A 19392-nucleotide genomic window follows, 5' to 3' on the forward strand; every position below is an offset into this window, starting at 1 on the left:
AGCATATAGAGCAGCAGCGTCGACGGCCGATGGCCGCGCCAGCGCAAAAAGGGCAAAAACACCAGCGCCGCCAGCGCCGCCAGCGCAAGGCGCATTAACACGGAGAACCAGGTATCCACCTGACCCGCCAGATATTCTCCAATCAGGCTGAATGAGAAAGCCCAGAGAATGGTCGTAACGATTAGTAACAGCACAGCTTTGATCCTGAAAAAGAGAGAGCGGCTAGTGTAATCAATGCGCTGCGCGCATGCGGCGCTTTTTGGTTGACAAGCGATTATTATCTGGACAGATGGCGCAGCAGGTAACCTGCGCTGCACGGCCTTCACTCTGATGTGACCTCCCCACACTTTTGTCATAAAACTGTAACAAATGTGTCAACTATCACAGCCCGCAGCGGTTAACTACGCCAGAATAGCGCCGCACCATAACGGGCGATATCGTCCGTTCCGGCAATAACAATGCGCCTGGGAGGGCCGCTATGCTGACGCTGTTTAAACTTGCCCCGCACCGGCCACCGCTGGCGGACGAGAAGGTCGATCCCCTGTATCGTCGCCTGCGCTGGTAGATCTTTATCTGGATTTTCTTCGGCTATACCGCCTACAACCTGGTGTGCAAGAACTTTGCGCTGGCGATGCCCTATCTAGTGGAGCAGGGTTTTCGCGCGGCGATCTCGGCTTTGCGCTCTTCGACATCTTGCTAGCTTACGGCTTTTCGAAATTCATTATAGGCTCGGTGTTGGATCGCGCGAATCCGCGCGCCTTCCTACTTGCCGGGCTGATCCTTGCCGCCGCGGTGATGCTGTTTATGGGTTTTGTGCCCTGGGCGGCCTCCAGCATTATGGTGATGTTCGCTCTGCTGTTTCTCTGAGGCTGGTTTCAGGGAATGGGCTAGCCGCCGTGCGGCCGCACCATGGTGCACTGGTGGTCGCAAAAAGAGCGTGGCGGCATTGTCTCGGTGTGGAACTGCGCCCATAACGTCGGCGGCGGCCTTCCGCCGCTGCTGTTTCTGCTCGGCATGGCCTGGTTCAACGACTGGAAAGCGGCGTTCTATATACCCGCCATCGCCGCCATCGCGGTGGCGCTGGTTGCTTTCGCGCTGATGCGTGATACGCCGCAGTCCTGCGGATTGCCGCCCATTGAGGCGTACAAGCATGATTACCCGCCCGACTACAGCACCGCGCACGAAGAGGAGCTGACGGCGAAACAGATCTTCACCCAGTATGTGCTGCATAACAAACTGCTGTGGTATATCGCGCTGTGGTTTACAGGCTCAACCCGGCGGGCAATGCCGGCGTGGATATGGCCTGCATGATCGCGATAGGCTTTTTGATTTACGGGCCGGTGATGTTAATCGGCCTGCATGCGCTGGAGCTGGCGCCGAAGAAAGCGGCAGGCACCGCCGCAGGCTTTACCGGCTTGTTCGGCTATCTCAGCGGCTCCGTCGCGGCCAGCACCATCGTCGGCTATACCGTCGACTTCTTCGGCTGGACGGCGGCTTTCTGGTAATGGTCGCAGGTGGCGTGCTGGCGATGGTGTGACCATGATTAGCGAGCGCCAGCACAGGCAGCGGCTAGCGTCATAACCAGACGGGGCCGATGGCGATCGGCCCCTTTCGTCAGGCAAGAAACAGGGTGCGCAGCATGTGTGGCACCGCGTCATCGGCGTTGCTGCCGATCACTTCCAGCTCCGGCAGCCTATCCTTCAGGCGCTGATGGGCATTGCGCATAATGCAGCCCTTGCCCGCCATGCTCAGCATCTCAATGTCATTCATGCCGTCGCCAAAGGCGATGCACGCCTTCAGCGAGTGGCCCAGCTGTTTCGCCACCGCTTCCAGCGCGTGCCCCTTCGACACGCCGCCCGCCATCACTTCCAGACAGGTCGGCAGCGAGAAGCTGACGTTGACGCGGTCGCCCCAGCGAGCCTGCAGCGCCAGCTCGAGAGGGATGAGCTCCTCGGGATCGTCACTGGTGAAGAAGACTTTGCTGATGCCGTCGGTGGGCAGCATGCCCGGCTCATACACCTGGTAGTGAAACACCGACTCGCGGAAGTAATCCTGCTCCGCCGGATGGGTGCGGCTCATAAACCACTCGTCGTCGCGGTAGACGTGCGTCAGGATCGCCGGGTTGGCGTAATGCAACCCGTAAAGCTCCAGCGCAATATCTTCGTCAAGGTTGTGGCTGAACACCAGTTCGCCCTCGGCGTTGTGCACGCGAGCGCCGTTGGCGGTGATCATATAGGCGGGAATGCCGAGCTTGTCTCGCATCTGGCCCACGTCGATATGGTGGCGTCCGGTGGCAAAGACGAAGTGAATATCGCGCGCCACCAGCTGTTGCAGAATATCGTGGGCATAGGGCGTCAGCCTATGTTCGGGAGAGAGCAGCGTGCCATCCAGATCGGATGCGACGATTTGAAACATGAAAACCTCAGGTATTGTTTTAGGCCGAAGCCGGTAAGGTAAGTAAGCGAATTAAGGGTGCGCCGCAAAAAAATCCACCAGCGCATTCAGCGTCTCGGCGAGCATGGCTTCCTTTTCAAACAGGCTCTTATGGCGCGCCTCTTTGATCATCCGCACCTCGCACGGATGATCCGCCTGCGCCATTGCCGCGCAAAAGAGATCCTGCGAACGGTTGTCCACCAAGCGAGTCCCCTGCCTGCAGCAGCAGAATCGGCGTGGTGATGGTGCTGGCCAGGCTCAAGATGCTGCGCCCGGCATGAATGCCTTCACGCACCCAGTGGTAGGTCGGGCCGCCCACGAGTATTGCCGGATCGTCAGCGTGAAAGCGCAGGCTGCGTCGGTAGCGTTCCGCGCTGTGCGTCAGCCGGTTGATACCAAACGGATGGGCGCGCCAGCGGCCGGTGCCGAGGGCGTAGCCGTCGCGAATTGCCGGACGCTTTTCCGCCCGGTCGAGAATGCGGTGCGTCAGGAAAGAGGGCATCGGCAGGGCGATGCCGAACATCGGCGCCACCAGCGTGACAGGCGTGAAACGCCTGCGGCTGGCGCGCCAGAGAATAGTGCCGCCCATCGAGTGGGCCAGCGCATAGCGCTGCTAGTAATGGCCGCCGACAATCTCTTTCAGGTAGAGCGTCTCCAGGTCGTCCACGTAGTGGGTAAATTCCACCACGTGGCCGCGATGGTCGAGGATCACCACGTCATAGCCGCATTAGAACAGATCATAGGCCAGCTCAGGATATTTAACGTAGCTTTCAATGCGGCCAGGCACGATAAGAATAACGCGCTTATGTTGCGGTGAGGTGAAACGCACATAGCGCAGCGTGATGTTTTCCACGCCGACGAATTCGCGCTCTTCACGACGGTGCCAAAAGTCGAGTAGCGAGCTGTGCGCAAAGGCGGCAAAGGCTTTTCCCCGATTGAGCCAGCTCGCTTTATGTCGTCTCATCCATCCCCCTGCGGACGCGCGACCGCTGCGTTTCAGGCCGCACATGCGGCCCGTAGCGTCGCGCTTGTTTCTGGCGTATTGTGTCATATTTTCGCCCGGTTCCGGCGCGATTAACACTATGAGCACCGGCATCAGCTACGGCTATCGCGGCGCGGCGGCCTCTATCAGCGGGCTGCAGCTCGGCCTAGCGGTGCATATCCTGCTGGTGGGTATTGGGCTGGGGGCGCTCTTCTCGCAGTCGCTGCTGGCGTTTGAAATTCTGAAGTGGGCGGGCGCGGCCTATCTGGTGTGGCTCGGCATTCAGCAGTGGCGCGCTGCCGGCGCGATCGACGCGATCGATCTGGACGCCGTCTCGAAAGCGATGCCGCGTAGCCGTTTGTTCAAGCGCGCGGTGCTGGTCAATCTCACGACCCGAAAAGCATCGTGTTTCTCGCCGCGCTGTTTCCGCAGTTTATCCTGCCGCATCAGCCGCAGGCGATGCAGTATCTGGTGCTCGGCGCCACCACCATTGTGGTCGATATTATCGTGATGATTGGCTACGCCACCTTAGCCACGCGCATCGCGGGGTGGATCAAGGGACCGAAGCAGATGAAGCTGCTGAACCGTATTTTTGGCGGGCTGTTTATGGCGGTCGGCGCACTGTTAGCCAGCGCGCGTAAAATCGCCTGAAAAGGTGCGCCGCTGGTCAAGGCCGTCGGCGGCGCAGTCAGATTGCGGGCGGCCAGCGCGCAGTCACCGCAGCGTACATTGAGTACGTGAGGATGGCGAGCACTGCCCAACCGCAAGCTGGCAAGCAAGCCAAGCCTTAGCGCGAAATGATCAGGTGGGTGCCGAAACCGGCGAACATCACTCCCGCTACGCCATCCACCCATTTCGCCGTGCGCTGATACTTATCTCGTATCCACGGTAGCGCAAAGATCGCAGCCACCAGCGTAAACCACGCAAAGGTCTCGCCGACAATCAGCAGAAACAGGCCCTCGCGCTCCAGCTCGCCGACGTCGTTGCCGACAAACAGCGAAAAGACGCTGCCGAAACAGATAATCGCCTTCGGGTTCGACAGGTTGGTAAGAAAGCCTTTGAGAAAGCTTCTTCCCTTTTTCGGCAGCTCGACCACCGGCGCATCCTGCACCGGCTGCTTATGGCGCTGACGCGCTGAGCCGAACAGCTCCAGCCCATCCACAGCAGATAGAGCCCACCGCCGACCATAATAATCTGATGCAGCCACGCCATCTTCTCTAGAATCAGGTGCAGCCCCATCAGCACCACGCCCGCCCAAATCACGATGCCGAGCGTAATGCCCAGCACACCCATCATCGCCTCTTTGCGCGAGCGGCTGTCGGCGGTTTGCGACACAAAGAAGAAGTCCGGGCCGGGGCTCATCAGCGCGACCAGATGCACCAGCGCGACCGTGGCGAATAACATCAGCATGGGTATAGTATCCTTTACTCTTCATCATCGAAGTGCTCTTTGATCATCACCAGGAAAGGCTTGCCAAAGCGCTCCAGTTTGCGGTGACCGACGCCGTTGACGCTCAGCATCTCCGACGCCGTGACCGGCATCTGCTCCGCCATCTCAATCAGCGTGGCGTCGTTAAACACCACGTAGGGCGGAATATTCTCTTCGTCGGCAATCGCTTTACGCAGCTTGCGCAGCTTGGCGAAAAGCTTACGATCGTAATTGCCGCCGTAAATTTTCGGCGAGCTGCTGCTTTTCGGCTTCGCCGCGTTAAGGCGCGGCACCGCCAGCATCAGCGGCACTTCGCCACGCAGCACCGGGCGCGCCGCTTCCGTCAGCTGCAGCGCGAAGTGCATGGCGATATTCTGCGTCACCAGCCCAAGGTGGATCAGCTGGCGCAGCACGCTGACCCAGTGCTCGTGGCTCTGCTCGCGGCCTATACCGTAAACCGGTAGTTTGTCATGACCCTGATCGCGGATGCGCTGGTTGTTGGCACCGCGCAGCACCTCGACCACGTAGCCCATACCAAAGCGCTGTCCAACGCGATAGATGCAGGAGAGCGCCTTCTGCGCTTCCTCCAGCCCGTTATAGCGCTTCGGCGGATCGAGGCAGATATCGCAGTTATCGCACGGCTGCTGGCGTCCTTCGCCGAAGTAGTTCAGCAGCACCAGTCGGCGGCAGGTCTGCGCCTCGGCGAACGCGCCCATGGCGTTGAGCTTGTGACGCTCAATATCCTGCAGCGGGCCTGGCGTCTTCTCTTCCAGGCATTTGCGCAGCCACGCCATATCCGCCGGATCGTAAAGCATCATCGCTTCGGCCGGCAGGCCGTCGCGTCCGGCGCGGCCGGTTTCCTGATAGTAGGATTCGATATTGCGCGGAATGTCGAAGTGCACCACGAAGCGCACGTTGGGCTTGTTGATGCCCATGCCGAACGCCACCGTCGCCACCACGATCTGCAGATCGTCGCGCTGAAATGCCTCTTGCACCCGGGCGCGCTGGGCGCTGTCGATGCCGGCATGATAGGCGACGATGCTCAGCCTGCGGCTCTGCAGACGCGCTGCGGTGTCTTCCACCTTGGCGCGGCTGTTGCAGTAGATAATGCCGCTTTTGCCGCGCTGATCCTGCACGTAGCGCAGCAACTGCTCGGTCGGCTTGAACTTCTCCACCAGCGTATAGCGGATGTTCGGTCGGTCGAAGCTGCTGATCTGGATCAGCGGATCCTGCATATGCAGCAGATGGGCTATATCGTTGCGCGTGGTTTCGTCGGCGGTGGCGGTGAGCGCCATTACCGGCAGCTGCGGGAAGCGCTGACGCAGCTTCCCCAGCGCGCCATATTCGGGACGGAAATCGTGGCCCCACTGCGAGATGCAGTGCGCCTCGTCGACCGCCAGCATCGCGGGCTGCCAGTGCGCCAGGCTGTCGAGGAAGTTATCCATCATTAGCCGTTCCGGTGCGATATAGAGCAGCTTCACGCGGCCGGTGCGGCAGTCCGCCATCACCTGCTGCTGCTGCTCGCGCGTCATTGTGGAGTTGAGGCACGCCGCCGCCACACCGTTGGCCAGCAGTTGATCCACCTGATCTTTCATCAGTGAAATCAGCGGCGACACCACCAGCGTCAGCCCCTCTTGCACCAGCGCCGGGATCTGATAACAGAGCGATTTACCGCCGCCGGTGGGCATGACGACCAGACAGTCGCGTCCGCTCAGCGCCGCATCGATGATGGTTTGCTGACCGGGACGAAACTGCTGATAGCCGAAGGTATCCTGCAATACCTGCTGCGCCAGCGTTTCCTGATTGTGTACTGCCGAGATTGCCACGCTATTCCTGCTTTTTTTCGGGGGATCAGAAGAGGTCGTTTAGCATCACGCCGACGCGCGTCTGCCGATGGTTGTAGTTGATAAGCGACTCGCCGTAACCGCTAAACACCTGCGTATAGAAGCGAACGTGCTCGCTGACCGGATAGCTCCAGCCCAGTGTCGCGCCGCCAAAACCGGTATTCCCGTTGTAGTTGCCTTAGATGCTTTCACCCGCCATATAGCCCAGCTTCAGGCGATAGTAGCCCATATATTTAGTGATATCCGGGTTATCGTCTTCGCTGTCGGGGATGCGATACCAGGGTTTCACTTCGGCGAGGAAGTTGCCGTTCTGCGCCGTCAGGCGCGCATAGACGCGGTTCCAGCTGCGCGAGGTCGGATCGCTGCGGCCGTTGGACTGATGGTTAAAGCCCACTTCCACGTCGCGCAGCATCCAGCCGGCAAAATCGTAATCCATTGCCCAGCCGAGCAACAGCTGCGGCTCGTAGTTGGTCTTGCGGAAAGGCGATGACTCGCCGCGGTTCGACAGCTGCCACCAAGAGCGCTGCGTACAGGAAACCGTCAGGACGGATTTGTCTCCCAGAATACCGCGCCACAGCGAAAATGCCAGACTCAGCTGAAATTTCACCTTATTTTTGCGCGCGTTGTCCGCCCAGTTGTAGGAGGAGATTGCCTCTTTATTGCTGTCGCTGGTGTAGGTATAGAACAGGTAGTTGCTCTCATACGGGTAGAGCACGAACGGATTGTCATGCTTCTCCAGCAGGTTGGCGATAATGCTGCCGCGAACCTGAGGCGTACCATGGACATCTTTTACGGTGTCTTCCTCTGCCTGTGCCAGAGCAGGAAATAACAGGGCGGCTGCGAACAAGGCGCGGTGCTTGCGCATAACATTCTCCGATGAAGGCTGCATATCGAATTAAGGGGAGTCATAAAAAGGAGGCCATTCTACACGCAAAATGCGGTGAAGATGAGCGCTGATTTCCGAAACTGGAAAGCGTCTCGCGCGCGGCTTAGAATACCCAACTTCTTAACATTTGACGCCGTCAGGCGCCTGTTTTCAGGATTGTGATCATGTCTTCAGCACTGCTCTCTCAGCAGGAGGCTCGCCGTCTGGTGGGTGAAATCTTTATATATGCCATGCCCTTTAATCAGGCGCTCGGTCTTGGGCTGGAGCGGCTGGAAAGCGACTATGCCGAAATCGGCTTCGCCAACAAAACCATGCTGGTGGGCAACGCCGCGCAGCAGATCCTGCACGGCGGCGTCATCGCTTCGGTGCTGGACGTCGCCGCCGGCATGGTGTGTGTCAGCCACGGGCGGACGCCATCAGCGAAGAGGAGCTGCGTCAGCGCCTGTCGCGCATGGGCACCATCGATATGCGCGTCGACTATCTGCGCCCCGGCCGCGGCGAGCGCTTCGTCGCCACCAGCAGCCTGCTGCGCGCCGGCAATAAGGTGGCGGTGGCGTGCGTCGAGCTGCACAACCAGCAGGGCGACTATATTGCCACGGCGACGGCGACCTATTTGATTGGTTAATCGCGGTAGCCGTGCGAAAATCGACTTTTTTCCGGACGCTTTTTATGGATACGCAACAAACTCGCCAGGGTATTGGCTTCGCGCTTGGCGCCTACTTTATCTGGGGCATCGCTCCGGCCTACTTCAAGCTGGTCAAGACCGTTCCGCCAACAGAAATTATGACCCATCGCGTGATCTGGTCAGCGCTCTTTATGCTACTGATCAGCCTGAGCCGCAGCTGGGCGCAGGTGGGCAGCGTGCTGGCGCAGCCGAAAAAGGTGCTGCTGCTGGCGCTGACCGCCGTGACGATCGGCGGCAACTGGCTGCTGTTTGTCTGGGCGGTGAACAACCAGCATATGCTGGAAGCGAGCCTCGGCTACTTTATTAACCCGCTGATCAACGTGGTGTTCGGCATGCTGTTTCTGCGCGAGCGCTTTCGGTGGATGCATTGGCTGGCGGTGCTGCTGGCGGCGTTCGGCGTGCTGGTGCAGCTGTGGCAGTTTGGCTCTATCCCGATGATCGCGCTGGGTCTGGCGCTGAGCTTCGCCTTCTACGGGTTGGTGCGTAAAAAGATTCAGGTAGATGCACAGAGCGGCATGCTGATTGAGACGCTGTGGCTGTTTCCGCTGTCGGCGATCTATCTGTTCGGCGTCGCCGATACCCCCACCAGCCACCTAAACGCCAATCCGCTGAGTCTTAACCTCAAGCTGGTGGCGGCGGGCATCGTGACGACCATTCCGCTGATGCTGTTCGCAGCCGCCTGCACGCGGCTGCGTCTCTCTGCCGTCGGCTTTTTCTAGTATCTCGGCCCGACGCTGATGTTCCTGCTGGCAGTGCTGTTTTACGGCGAGACCATTACGCCTGACGAGATAGTGATCTCTGCCTTTATCTGGCTGGCGCTGGCGGTGTTTATTTTCGATGCGGTGGTAGCGACGCTGCGTAGTCGACGCGCGATAAAGCAGCAGGCTATTTAATCCAACAGCGCGCAAAAATGTCAAAACGCGAATGACATGGACCGAAAAGCAAAGCGTCGCATGCTGAGAACAAAAACGCCGGGAGCGTTTTTGGACAACGCAGCGCGTTGGCCCGATAACGGGCGCACCTCACAGATGAGATGCGCATCTGCGCGGGCCGAGCTGGCAGGGATGCCGTTTTTGCTTCTTTGCGATCGGTCCTTGTCATTCGCGTAGGCTCTGAACTCCCCATCCGCTGATGAACAATTATAGCCAGTTTTTCCGCTTAAAGTAGAGATAAGGCGCCAAGCCGGCGAGGAGCATCAGACTAATCGCCGCCGGATAGCCAAAACTCCACTTCAGCTCCGGCATAAACTCAAAGTTCATGCCGTAGCTGGATGCTACCAGCGTTGGCGGCAGAAAAACCACCGACACTACCGAGAAGATTTTGATAATGCGGTTCTGCTCGATGTTGATAAAGCCCATCGCTGCCTGCATCAGGAAGTTGACCTTCTGGAACAGCGATTCGTTGTGTGGCAGCAGCGACTCGATATCGCGCAGGATCTCGCGCGCCTGCTCCAGCTGATTGTTCGGCAGACGCGCCCGACGCATCAGGAAATTGAGCGCGCGCTGGGTATCCATCAGGCAGAGGCGTACCTTCCAGCCGATATCTTCCAACTCGGCGAGACGCGACAGCGCTTGGTCGTACTCTTCGCCCTGCTGCCCTTCCATAATCACGCGGCTGAGCTTCTCCAGCGCACTGTAGATGTTCTCTATCTCATCTGCCAGCTGCTCGATTTTGGTCTCGAACAGATCGAGCAGCAGCTCGAAGGCGTTGCCGTCGATCAGCGTCTGATTACGGGCGCGCATGCGGTAGAGGCGGAACGCCGGCAGCTCCCGCTCGCGCAGCGTGTAGAGACGCCCTTCGCGGATGGTGAAGGCCACGGTGGAGTTGCCGGCGTGATCTTCCGCATCTTCATAAAAGAAGAAAGAGTGAATATGCAGCCCGTCTTCGTCTTCGAAGAAGCGCGCTGAGGCTTCGATATCCTCCAGCTCGGGACGCGTCGCCAGGCACTGCCCTAGCTCGCTCTGCACGCGGTCGCGCTCACCCTCTTCCGGCTCGATCAGATCGACCCAGACCGAGGTGGTTAGTTTGTCGTTTTCGTCTTCCAGCTCGAGACGCGTCAGGCGGCTGCGATCCAGTTTAAATGCGCTCAGCATAGCAATACTCCCCATTGCAGACTAAATGGGACAAGGCCGCTGGCCGATCAGGCTACGGCAAACGCCTGAACACGGAAACGCTCGTTCAAAAGGTGAATCAGTGCTGACTCATGCGACGGGATAAAAAGGGAGGTCGCTGATAACCGCTAAGGCTACCAGCTAAAAGAGGTAGCCTTAGATATTATTCCTGGTAACCAGGTCATTGAGCCAGCATCGACTGGGCGTGTCCAAGGCATTGTCCTCTCTTGATAATGGTGCGCGCATGTTACGCTGAGACGAAAAAGTCGTCAACCGGTGGCTAAGCGGTTTCCAGCTTCTTATAGGCGGCCACCAGCCACTTGATACCCTGCCCCTGAAACGCCACCTGCACACGGCTGTGTTCGCCACTGCCTTCCAGATTGATGATGGTGCCCTCGCCGAATTTAGCGTGCTTGACACGCTGGCCCAGCGAGAAACCGCTGTCGTTTTTCGTCACCGGCGCGCCCATGCGCTGATGGTTGACCGGACGGCTGACGCTGGCGCGCAGGCGCACCTCTTCGATGCACTCTTCCGGCAGCTCACCGATAAAGCGCGACGGCCGGTGATAAACCTCTTTGCCGTACAGGCGGCGCGTTTCGGCATAGGTCAGCGTCAGCTTCAGCATGGCGCGCGTTACGCCGACATAGGCGAGACGGCGCTCCTCTTCCAGCCTTCCGCCCTCATTCAGCGACATCTGGCTCGGGAACATGCCCTCTTCCATACCGACGATAAAGACCTGGCTGAACTCCAGCCCCTTCGCCGAGTGCAGCGTCATCAGCTGCACCGCGTCCTGCCACTTATCGGCCTGGCCTTCGCCCGCCTCCAGCGCGGCGTGCGACAGAAACGCCTGCAGCGGCATCAGATCTTCATCTTCGTCCTGATAGCTGAACTGGCGCGTCGCCGTCACCAGCTCTTCAAGGTTTTCGATGCGCGCCTGGCCCTTCTCGCCCTTCTCCTGCTCGTACATCACCCACAGGCCGGAGTCTTTGATCACCCGGTCGGTTTGCACGTGCAGCGGCATCTCGGCGGTTTCGCTCGCCAGCGAATCGACCAGCTCGCAGAAACGCTGCAGCGCCGAAGCGGCGCGGCCCGCCAGCGCGTGGGTTTGCAGCAGTTCGCGCGTCGCCTGCCACAGCGTCATCTGCCGTTCGCGCGCGGTCTGGCGCACCACGTCGAGCGTGCGGTCGCCGACGCCGCGCGTCGGCGTGTTGACCATGCGCTCGAAGGCAGCATCGTCATTGCGGTTGGCGATCAGGCGCAGATAGGCAAGCGCATCCTTGATCTCCTGGCGTTCGAAGAAGCGCATGCCGCCATAGATGCGGTACGGCATGCTGCTCTGCAGCAGCGCCTCTTCCAGCACGCGCGACTGGGCGTTGCTCCGGTAGAGAATGGCGCAGTCCTGCAGGGCGTTGCCGTTTTCGTGCCAGGTTTTGATGCGGTTGACCACAAAGCGCGCTTCGTCCAGCTCGTTAAAGGCGCAGTAGATGGAAATCGGATCGCCGTCGCTGCCTTCGGTCCACAGCTCTTTGCCGAGGCGGCCGTTGTTGTTGGCGATCAGGGCGTTGGCCGATTTCAGAATATTGTTGGTGGAGCGGTAGTTTTGCTCAAGGCGAATGGTTTCCGCCGCCGGGAAATCCTGCAGGAAGCGCTGGATATTCTCGACCTGCGCGCCGCGCCAGCCGTAGATAGACTGATCGTCGTCGCCGACGATAATGACGCGGCCGCTGTCGCCCGCCAGCATGCGGATCCAAGCGTATTGGATGTTGTTGGTGTCCTGGAACTCATCCACCAGGATATTGCTGAAGCGCTCGCGGTAGTGGTTGAGGATGTGCGGCTTGTGCAGCCACAGCTCGTGGGCGCGCAGCAGCAGCTCGGCGAAATCCACCAGCCCGGCGCGGTCGCACGCTTCCTGATACGCCTGATAGATGCGCAGCCAGATTTGCTCGACGGGGTTGCCGTAGCTCTCAATATGCTTCGGACGCAGCCCCTCATCTTTTTTACCGTTGATGTACCACATGCCCTGACGCGCGGGCCACTGCTTTTCGTCGAGATTCATCGCCTTGATCAGGCGCTTGAGTAGGCGCAGCTGATCCTCGCTGTCGAGGATCTGGAAATCCTGCGGCAGGCCCGCGTCGAGATGGTGCGCGCGCAGCAGACGGTGCGCGAGGCCGTGGAAGGTGCCGATCCACATGCCGCCCTGGCTGGTACCGATCAGCTGCTCGATGCGGTGGCGCATCTCCGCCGCCGCTTTGTTGGTAAAGGTCACCGCCATAATGGAGTAAGGCGAGCAGTTCTCCACCGACAGCAGCCAGGCGATACGGTGCACCAGAACGCGTGTTTTGCCACTGCCCGCGCCTGCCAGCACCAGCAGGTTGCCGCGCGGCGCCGCCACGGCTTTGCGCTGTTTGTCATTCAAACCGTTGAGCAGATCAAAAACGTCCATAAGCACCGTTCACTAAAGAAAACAAAAAGCGAACCCTGAATTATCCGGCCTGTCGCAAGGCGCATGATTCAGGGTACGACTGGATAAATCCACAGCCATTATAACAGGGAGGTCAGGGATGCCAATCGCGAAATTTCTACGTGCGGCAGCAAACGCGCATCAGCTATCTGCATCAGGTTGCCGCCGCGCAGGTTGATCCAGCACGCCTGCATACCGCAGCGCAGCGCGCCGGCCACGTCAGTGGTGAGGTCGTCACCCACGTGCAGGATGTGCTCCGGCGCGAGGCCGAGCCGCTGCGCGGCGAGATGGTACATATCCTGATAGGGCTTGGCGCGGCCATCCGGCCCGGCACGCAGCGCGAACTGAAAATAGTCGGCGATGCCGAGCTGCTCCGGGCGCGCGTTGCCATTGGTGATCGCCACCAGCGGCACCTTTTCCCCGAGCGCCTCCAGCGTCTGATGCGTCTCTTCCGGCATCTCCACTTGGCTGCGCCAATGGTGAAACACGCCCATGATCTCTTCTGCGCCTGCCGTCGCCTCCTGCGCCGAGAGACCGGCGTTCAGCAGCGCCAGCTCGACGGAACGGCGACGCCATTCTGTCACGTCGTGGTAAATCTCTGGCTCGCGCTTCAGCAGCTCGTCGCGCAGCGCCTGATAGGCCAGCGGCGTGAACTCGCGCAGCGAGGGATGATACGCCTGCAGCGCCGCGTGCGATTCCGCGGTGGTTTTGCAGATCACCGGATAGTTGTCGTAGAGCGTATCGTCGAGATCGAAAGTGATCGCTTTGATAGCGCCTAAGGGGCGATAAAACTTCATTCGTTCTTTCCTCGTTTGGCGCGGGGATGCGCCGCATCATACACCGTGGCCAGATGCTGGAAGTCGAGATGGGTATAAATTTGCGTGGTGGAGAGATTGGCGTGACCCAGCAGCTCCTGCACCGCGCGCAGATCGCCGCTCGACTCCAGCAAATGGGTGGCGAACGAGTGGCGCAGCTTGTGCGGATGAATATGGCTGGCGACGCCCTGCTTAATGCCCCATTCGGCGAAGCGTTTTTGCACGTTGCGCGCCGAAATGCGGCGGCCGCGGCTGGAGAGAAACAGCGCGTCATCCTCGCTGCCGAAGCTGGCGCGCAGCGGCAGCCAGTGCGCCAGCCAAGCGACGGCGGTGCGGCCGATCGGTACGCGGCGCTCTTTGCTGCCTTTCCCCGTCACCCAGACTTCGCTCGCCTCGAGATCGAGGTGGCGGCAGTCCAGATTCACCAGCTCCGACAAACGCAGCCCGGAGCCGTACATCACCTCCAGCATCGCGCGGTCGCGCATCGCCAGCGGATCGTTAAGATCGATCTCCAGCAGCTGATTCACCTCGTCGACGTCGATGTTTTTCGGCAGATGGCGGCTGTTGCGCGGCGTGGTGATGCCTCTGGCGGGATTGGCGTCCAGCTTGCCCTGGCTGACCTGCCAGTAGAGAAAGCTGCGCAGCGCCGAGAGGCGCAGCGCGAGGCTGCTGGCGCCGAGACCGCCGCGGCGGCTGCGCGAAGCCATGCTGCGCACCTTCGCAGGCTCCAGCTTCGCCCATTCATCCAGCTTCATCTCTTGCGCCATCTCCGTCAGAACCTGCAGCTGGCGCGCATAGTTTTCCTGCGTCAGCGGGCTGAGCTGGCGCTCGACCTTCAGATAGCTCAGGAAGTCGTCAACCGCAGCCTGCAGCCCGCTCATGCGCGTTCCACCCAGCGCGCCAGCAGCGCCAGCATCATCTGCGCCAGATGCTGCAGCAGCAGCGTGCCCATACCGGCCTGATAGTGCTGGCTGTCGCGGCTGCTAAAGATCAGCACGCCCAACTCGCCGCGCTCGCCCATCAGGGACATCGCCACCGAGCCGACCGCCTTAGTCTGCGGCGGCAGAAGCAGCAGCAGTTCCGGGCCGTTCAGGCTGCCGAGAAAATGGTGCTGCTGGCCGAAACGCTGAATGCGCAGCGGCTCGAACGCCTGACGCGACAGGCCTAGCTGCACTAACTCCGAGGGCGCACCCAGCCGCCAGCAGTCGGAGAAGAGGCGCAGATTCGCGCCCGCCAGCCCGAGATCGCGCGCCCAGCGGTGCAGTCGGTTAAGCATATCCTGCAGCGACGCAGCCGCCCCCAAGCGTCCCTGCAGCGCCAGCAGCCGGTCAAAAAGTTCGTGATTGGCGCTCGCCTGCTCCATCAGCAGAGTGATCTCTTCTTCCAGCCGCTGAATGTGGTTGCGCTGCCGCGCCATGTGCCACTCCACCAGTGACACGCTGCCGCGCACCGGATGCGGCACCGCAATCTGTTCGACCTGGCGCGCGTTGCGGATAAAAAAATCGGGATTTTGCTGCAGATAGTCGCTTACAGCCTGATCGTCCAGCAGAAGCGTGTTGTCCGCCTGCTCTTCGATATTTTTCATAGATGAATAACCCCATCGTAGACGTGTGTAGCCGGTCCGGTCATAAACAGCGGCTGGCCCGCGCCTTTCCAGGCGATATGCAGGGTGCCGCCAGGCAGATCGACGCGCACCTTCGGCTCCAGAATGCTCTGCTGCACGCCGCAGGCGACCGCAGCGCAGGCGCCGCTGCCGCACGCCTGGGTTTCGCCCACGCCGCGCTCGTAGACGCGTAGGCGGATATGCTCCGGCGAGACCACTTCCATAAAGCCGACGTTGACGCGCTCCGGAAAGCGCTCATGGCTCTCCAGCGCCAGCCCCAAGGTTTCCACCGCGGCGCTCTTCACGCTTTCTACCTGAATCACGCAGTGCGGGTTGCCCATCGAGACCGCGCCGAACATAACCGTCTGTTCGGCGACGCGCAGCAGATAGAGATTTTCCGCTTTGTTGACGCGAAACGGCACCTGCTGCGGTTCAAAATTCGGTTCGCCCATATTGACGCGCACCAGCTCGTCCGGCGTCACGCTGAGCACCATCCGTCCAGTCCGCGTGCTGACGCGGATCTCGTTCTTGTTGGTCAGCCCTTTCAGCCGCACGAAACGGGCGAAACAGCGCGCGCCGTTGCCGCACTGCGCCACTTCACTGCCGTCGGCATTGAAGATGCGATAGCGAAAGTCGAGATCGGGATCGTAGGGCGGCTCGACGATCAGCAGCTGATCGAAGCCGATCCCCAGATGGCGGTCAGCCAGCCGGCGAATCAGCTCTGGCGAAAAAAAAATGTTTTGCGTCACGGCGTCTACAACCATGAAATCGTTGCCGAGACCGTGCATTTTGGAGAACTGCATTTTTAGCTCCGCCGGGTGCGCCATAAGAATTAGTCTGCTGACATGCTGGCGTTGCCGCCGCTCACCAGTCCACGTGTATCCGCCTGCGCCGTACGCTGCTGCTGCTCTTTCTGCTGCTCACTTTGCTGTGGCGTTTGCGTTTTCGGCTGGTCAGCGGGTAGGAAGTAAAGCGGTCCTTTTAGTCCACAGCCTGTCAGGCTCGTCAGCGCCATTGCCATTGCCATTGCCAACAGGCTTTTTGCTCTCTTCATTTCTTCTGCTCTTCTGCTCTTCTGCTCTTCTGCTCTTCTGCTCTTAACCTAGTTGCTTATCATCGCAGTTGAAGATGGAAAAGCAACAGGAAATCCCTGCAATTTACGTGCGCGCGTTGGCAATTCAGCAGGGAAATTGCCGCGCGGCAGGCGCGGCGTCAGTGCATCTGATAGCGTGGCTGGTAGTCGCCGTTGTCGTTATCCGGCTGTGTCGCACAGAGCTGGGCCAGCGTCTGGCTGCGGAACGGGATTACCTGAAAGCGATCGCCGGTCTTCACGATCTGACAGAACTGCGGCAGGTTGAAGTTAATAAAGCTGGAGCCGTAGGTAAAGCGATCGTGCGAGGAGGAGTAGAAGCAGCTGACGTCGCGCACCAGCTCCTCTTTGCTGCCCTCGCAGTGGTGATAGACCTCGACGCGGTTGGTTTCATCCAAGATGTAGATGTTGAAACCCTGCTCGCTGGTGGTGTCCTCAAAGAAGAACTGAATGATGCCTTCGCTGGCATAGCCGTTCACTACCGGCGGCAGCAGCGTCTGGTTCGACTCGACCTTGATCGACAGGCCGTGCAGCTTGTTGTTGGAGATGGCGCCGTAGAACTCCACCGCATTTTCCAGCTTCTGCACCGAGACACTCATGCGTTCGAAGAAGAGTCCCCACGTCTGGCCCGCCATGCGCAGCGCTTTAAAGCGGCCCGGCTCCTGACGCGTGCTGGAGAGGCGCAGCTCAATGCACTCGGAAACCAGCTGCTGCACGCGCGTGCGAATCAGCCCACGCAGGTGGTGGCTGTAGCAGAAGACCTCCACCGTATCCGGCGGCGCGGCGTCCTGATGCATTTTGCCCAGAATGGTTTTCAGCGCTTCGATCATCGCCTGCTCGCCGCTGAAGTGCAGCGTACGTACCTCATTCCATGAGTTGCGATAGAGTAGGTCGATGCTGCCGATCAGGCACTGCTGCTGCTGGCCGAAGCTGAAGACGTCCAGCTTGCGAAAGTCGAAGTGCACCACCTGATTGCGAAACGCCGAGGTTGGATCGTGTTCAAGGTTGACGATAATCGCCAGATGGCGGATTTCGCACGGGCTGTAGAGCGCTTTCGGCGTCGGCGCGGGCAGACGCAGCGGGAAGTGGGACGAGACGTCGTTCACCAACTCCTGCAGGCGCGCCAGATCGCAGATCTCGTTGCCTTTGATATACAGCCGCGTCCTGCTGGTCAACAGGCCGTTGAACCAAGCCCAGGCCACCAGCTTGTTGAGATAGCGGTTATATTCCAGCGGCTGATGGCTGATGATCGAGCTCATGTCCGGCGCCTGGTTGTAGAGATACCAGCCTGCGCGGTTGGCGCGGCCCGCCGGGACGTGAATAAAGGTCAGATTCTCTTCCGACAGGTCGGGCGAGATTTGCGGGTTCACCAGCGTGACCTTGCCCGGCAGCGCTTCAAACGCGGCGTACAGTTTACGCGTCAGCACGCCTATATCCTGAGGACTCGCGCTGACGCTTAAATTGTTGCTGCGTGCAAAACGGATCAGGTTGCGATAGCTCTGCATCATCGCGTCCAGCAGCTCGTTGTGCGCTTCGCGCACGCGTTCGATCTTCCAGCCGCCGCGGTTGTCGAGGATCGCCAGCTTTTCGTCGTCCCAGCCCCACTCTTTTACCAGCTGCAGCAGTATCTCGCGCCGCCAGCCTGAGCTGCTGCCGCTGTCATCGGCGCTCAGCTTTTCGCACACTTTAAGGTAGAAGCAGCGGCGCACCAGATCGAGACGCGCCTGTTCGTCGACGCTGGTCAGGTAGTGCGTCACACGCTCCAGCATCATGCAGTAGGGATCGAGGCCGAAGCTGACGATTTCGCCGTCGTGCAGTCGCTGTTTGATATCCATCGCCAGCAGCTGGGTATTGGGATACTCCCAGCTGTAGGCCTCCAGCAGCAGGGTTTTCAGCACCGCCTTATAGGGCGAGTCGATGCTTTTATAGAGCTGCCACAGGCTGGCGCCAAAATACTCTTCCGCCGACAGCGTGCCCAGCCCGCCGAGATCGAGCCACTCGTTCGGCGTCAGCACGCCTTGCGCATAGAGCGACATCACGTAGTCGTCGTAGTGATGCTCCTCTTCGCACGGCACCATATTCCACAGAATGCGTTTGCCCGCCATACGCACCGCGGTGCGGTAGAATTCGTCGAGCAGCAAAATGTGTTGGGTCGAGCCGCAATCTTCCGCGCCGAGGCTGCCGCTCTCGTTATGGCGGAAACGGTTCTCGTCAATCAGGAAGAAGCTGACCTCGACGCCCATAGAGACGCACCACTTCTGCAGCAGGGTGCATTTACGCTGTAGGTTGAGGCGCTCTTCGTTATCCAGCCAGGACTGATGGCATACCCAGATGTCAAGATCGGAGATGTTGTTTTGGCCGACCGACGAGGTGCTGCCCATCGAATAGATGCCGGTGATCGGCATCTCGCCGCTGCGCGACACGTCCAGTTTCAGCTCGTGGCTGCCCGCCAGCTCGCGCAACAGCTGCAGCTGATTTTCTTCAGGCGTGAAGAAGCTGATGCCACGTGGAACATTACCTTCAAAGTAACCTGGCATCAGCGGGTGATGATAATGTAATAGGGTTGGCAGCAGACTGTAGACGTGCTGGAAAGCAGGTCCCATCGCAGCCAGCGCGCGATCGACGCGCAGCTGATTGATGGCATCCAGTCTCTGTTTCAGTGTCTCAATGTAGAGGTACAAGACGTTTCGCCTGATTGTCCCAGTGTTTAAGCAACCTGTTTTCTGAACCCGCCACTTTATAATGAAAAAAGTTGGGCGAATTATTGCTAGAAACGTGATCAATCTAACACCTGCCAGATTGACCGTTAAAGAAAGTTGCGCTACTTAACAGCTTAGCACGTTCCCACTCGCTTCCTGCCTTTTCGGACGCTGGCGCCCATTTCCTCTTACGTTAACAGGGGGATCTTCCTAACCGCGCGGCCAAATAATCCGTTGAAACTGTCAGCCATCAGCCGACAATGATAGGATATTCGGCGAACGATCAAAACGGTTAACAGCATGTTAGACAAAATTTTCAGAATTGCTACAAGACAAAGTCCCCTCGCGCTCTGGC

At 59.5% G+C, this 19392-nt stretch carries 12 protein-coding genes and 7 pseudogenes; 4 read left to right on the forward strand and 15 right to left on the reverse strand.

Annotation, left to right across the window (positions count from 1 at the left end):
- Nucleotides 1-194: pseudogene (locus EIO60_RS01840) on the reverse strand (EamA family transporter); the annotation flags it as partial.
- Between the two features lie 284 nt (nt 195-478).
- On the opposite strand from EIO60_RS01840, the pseudogene EIO60_RS01845 reads away from it, so the two are divergent.
- A pseudogene (locus EIO60_RS01845) lies at nt 479-1581 on the forward strand (MFS transporter).
- Between the two features lie 33 nt (nt 1582-1614).
- On the opposite strand, the gene yigL reads toward EIO60_RS01845, so the two are convergent.
- From yigL to EIO60_RS16430, 3 genes are all read right to left on the reverse strand, one after another.
- The gene (gene yigL, locus EIO60_RS01850) at nt 1615-2415 is read right to left on the reverse strand and encodes a sugar/pyridoxal phosphate phosphatase YigL (protein ID WP_258575758.1); all 801 of its coding nucleotides are present in this window, start codon (nt 2413-2415) and stop codon (nt 1615-1617) included.
- Between the two features lie 127 nt (nt 2416-2542).
- A complete protein-coding gene (locus EIO60_RS16425) occupies nt 2543-3022 on the reverse strand; it encodes a serine aminopeptidase domain-containing protein (protein WP_374058100.1) in 480 nt (159 codons plus the stop codon).
- 138 nt (nt 3023-3160) lie between these two features.
- A complete protein-coding gene (locus tag EIO60_RS16430) occupies nt 3161-3397 on the reverse strand; it encodes an alpha/beta hydrolase family protein (RefSeq protein ID WP_374058101.1) in 237 nt (78 codons plus the stop codon).
- A gap of 43 nt (nt 3398-3440) precedes the next feature.
- Here EIO60_RS16430 and rhtB point away from each other — a divergent pair.
- Nucleotides 3441-4066: pseudogene (gene rhtB, locus EIO60_RS01860) on the forward strand (homoserine/homoserine lactone efflux protein).
- Between the two features lie 136 nt (nt 4067-4202).
- Here the strand turns inward: rhtB and rhtC are convergent.
- The 3 genes and pseudogenes from rhtC to pldA form a co-directional block, all read right to left on the reverse strand.
- Nucleotides 4203-4825: pseudogene (gene rhtC / locus EIO60_RS01865) on the reverse strand (threonine export protein RhtC).
- A gap of 14 nt (nt 4826-4839) precedes the next feature.
- Nucleotides 4840-6669, reverse strand: a complete 1830-nt coding sequence (gene recQ, locus EIO60_RS01870) for an ATP-dependent DNA helicase RecQ (protein WP_258575759.1) — start codon at nt 6667-6669, stop codon at nt 4840-4842.
- Between the two features lie 25 nt (nt 6670-6694).
- Nucleotides 6695-7552, reverse strand: a pseudogene (gene pldA, locus EIO60_RS01875) (phospholipase A).
- Between the two features lie 185 nt (nt 7553-7737).
- Here pldA and EIO60_RS01880 point away from each other — a divergent pair.
- Nucleotides 7738-8198 (forward strand): annotated as a pseudogene (locus EIO60_RS01880) (thioesterase family protein).
- A gap of 44 nt (nt 8199-8242) precedes the next feature.
- Nucleotides 8243-9151, forward strand: a pseudogene (gene rarD / locus EIO60_RS01885) (EamA family transporter RarD).
- Nucleotides 9152-9397: 246 nt separating this feature from the next.
- Here rarD and corA read toward each other — a convergent pair.
- The 8 genes from corA to EIO60_RS01925 form a co-directional block, all read right to left on the reverse strand.
- A complete protein-coding gene (corA, locus tag EIO60_RS01890; RefSeq protein ID WP_258575760.1) occupies nt 9398-10351 on the reverse strand; it encodes a magnesium/cobalt transporter CorA in 954 nt (317 codons plus the stop codon).
- Between the two features lie 298 nt (nt 10352-10649).
- Nucleotides 10650-12812 (reverse strand): DNA helicase II, encoded by a 2163-nt coding sequence (uvrD, locus tag EIO60_RS01895; RefSeq protein ID WP_258575761.1) that lies wholly within the window; start codon nt 12810-12812, stop codon nt 10650-10652.
- A gap of 98 nt (nt 12813-12910) precedes the next feature.
- Complete coding sequence (gene yigB, locus EIO60_RS01900) at nt 12911-13627, reverse strand: 5-amino-6-(5-phospho-D-ribitylamino)uracil phosphatase YigB (RefSeq protein WP_258575762.1); 717 nt, start codon at nt 13625-13627, stop codon at nt 12911-12913.
- A complete protein-coding gene (gene xerC, locus EIO60_RS01905; protein WP_258575763.1) occupies nt 13624-14526 on the reverse strand; it encodes a tyrosine recombinase XerC in 903 nt (300 codons plus the stop codon). Before xerC ends, yigB begins: the two co-directional genes overlap by 4 nt.
- A complete protein-coding gene (locus tag EIO60_RS01910) occupies nt 14523-15230 on the reverse strand; it encodes a DUF484 domain-containing protein (protein WP_258575764.1) in 708 nt (235 codons plus the stop codon). The genes xerC and EIO60_RS01910 overlap by 4 nt, the downstream gene beginning before the upstream one ends.
- On the reverse strand, nt 15227-16051 hold the full coding sequence (dapF, locus tag EIO60_RS01915; RefSeq protein ID WP_258575765.1) for a diaminopimelate epimerase: 825 nt from the start codon (nt 16049-16051) through the stop codon (nt 15227-15229). Before dapF ends, EIO60_RS01910 begins: the two co-directional genes overlap by 4 nt.
- Before the next feature lie 29 nt (nt 16052-16080).
- Nucleotides 16081-16302: an LPS translocon maturation chaperone LptM gene (gene lptM, locus EIO60_RS01920; protein WP_258575766.1), complete on the reverse strand. Its 222-nt coding sequence runs from the start codon at nt 16300-16302 to the stop codon at nt 16081-16083.
- A gap of 158 nt (nt 16303-16460) precedes the next feature.
- On the reverse strand, nt 16461-19019 hold the full coding sequence (locus EIO60_RS01925) for a class I adenylate cyclase (RefSeq protein WP_258575767.1): 2559 nt from the start codon (nt 19017-19019) through the stop codon (nt 16461-16463).
- Nucleotides 19020-19392 lie beyond the last annotated feature (373 nt).

Source organism: Candidatus Pantoea persica, assembly GCF_013753875.1.
In the GTDB taxonomy this organism is placed as follows: domain Bacteria; phylum Pseudomonadota; class Gammaproteobacteria; order Enterobacterales; family Enterobacteriaceae; genus Pantoea; species Pantoea persica.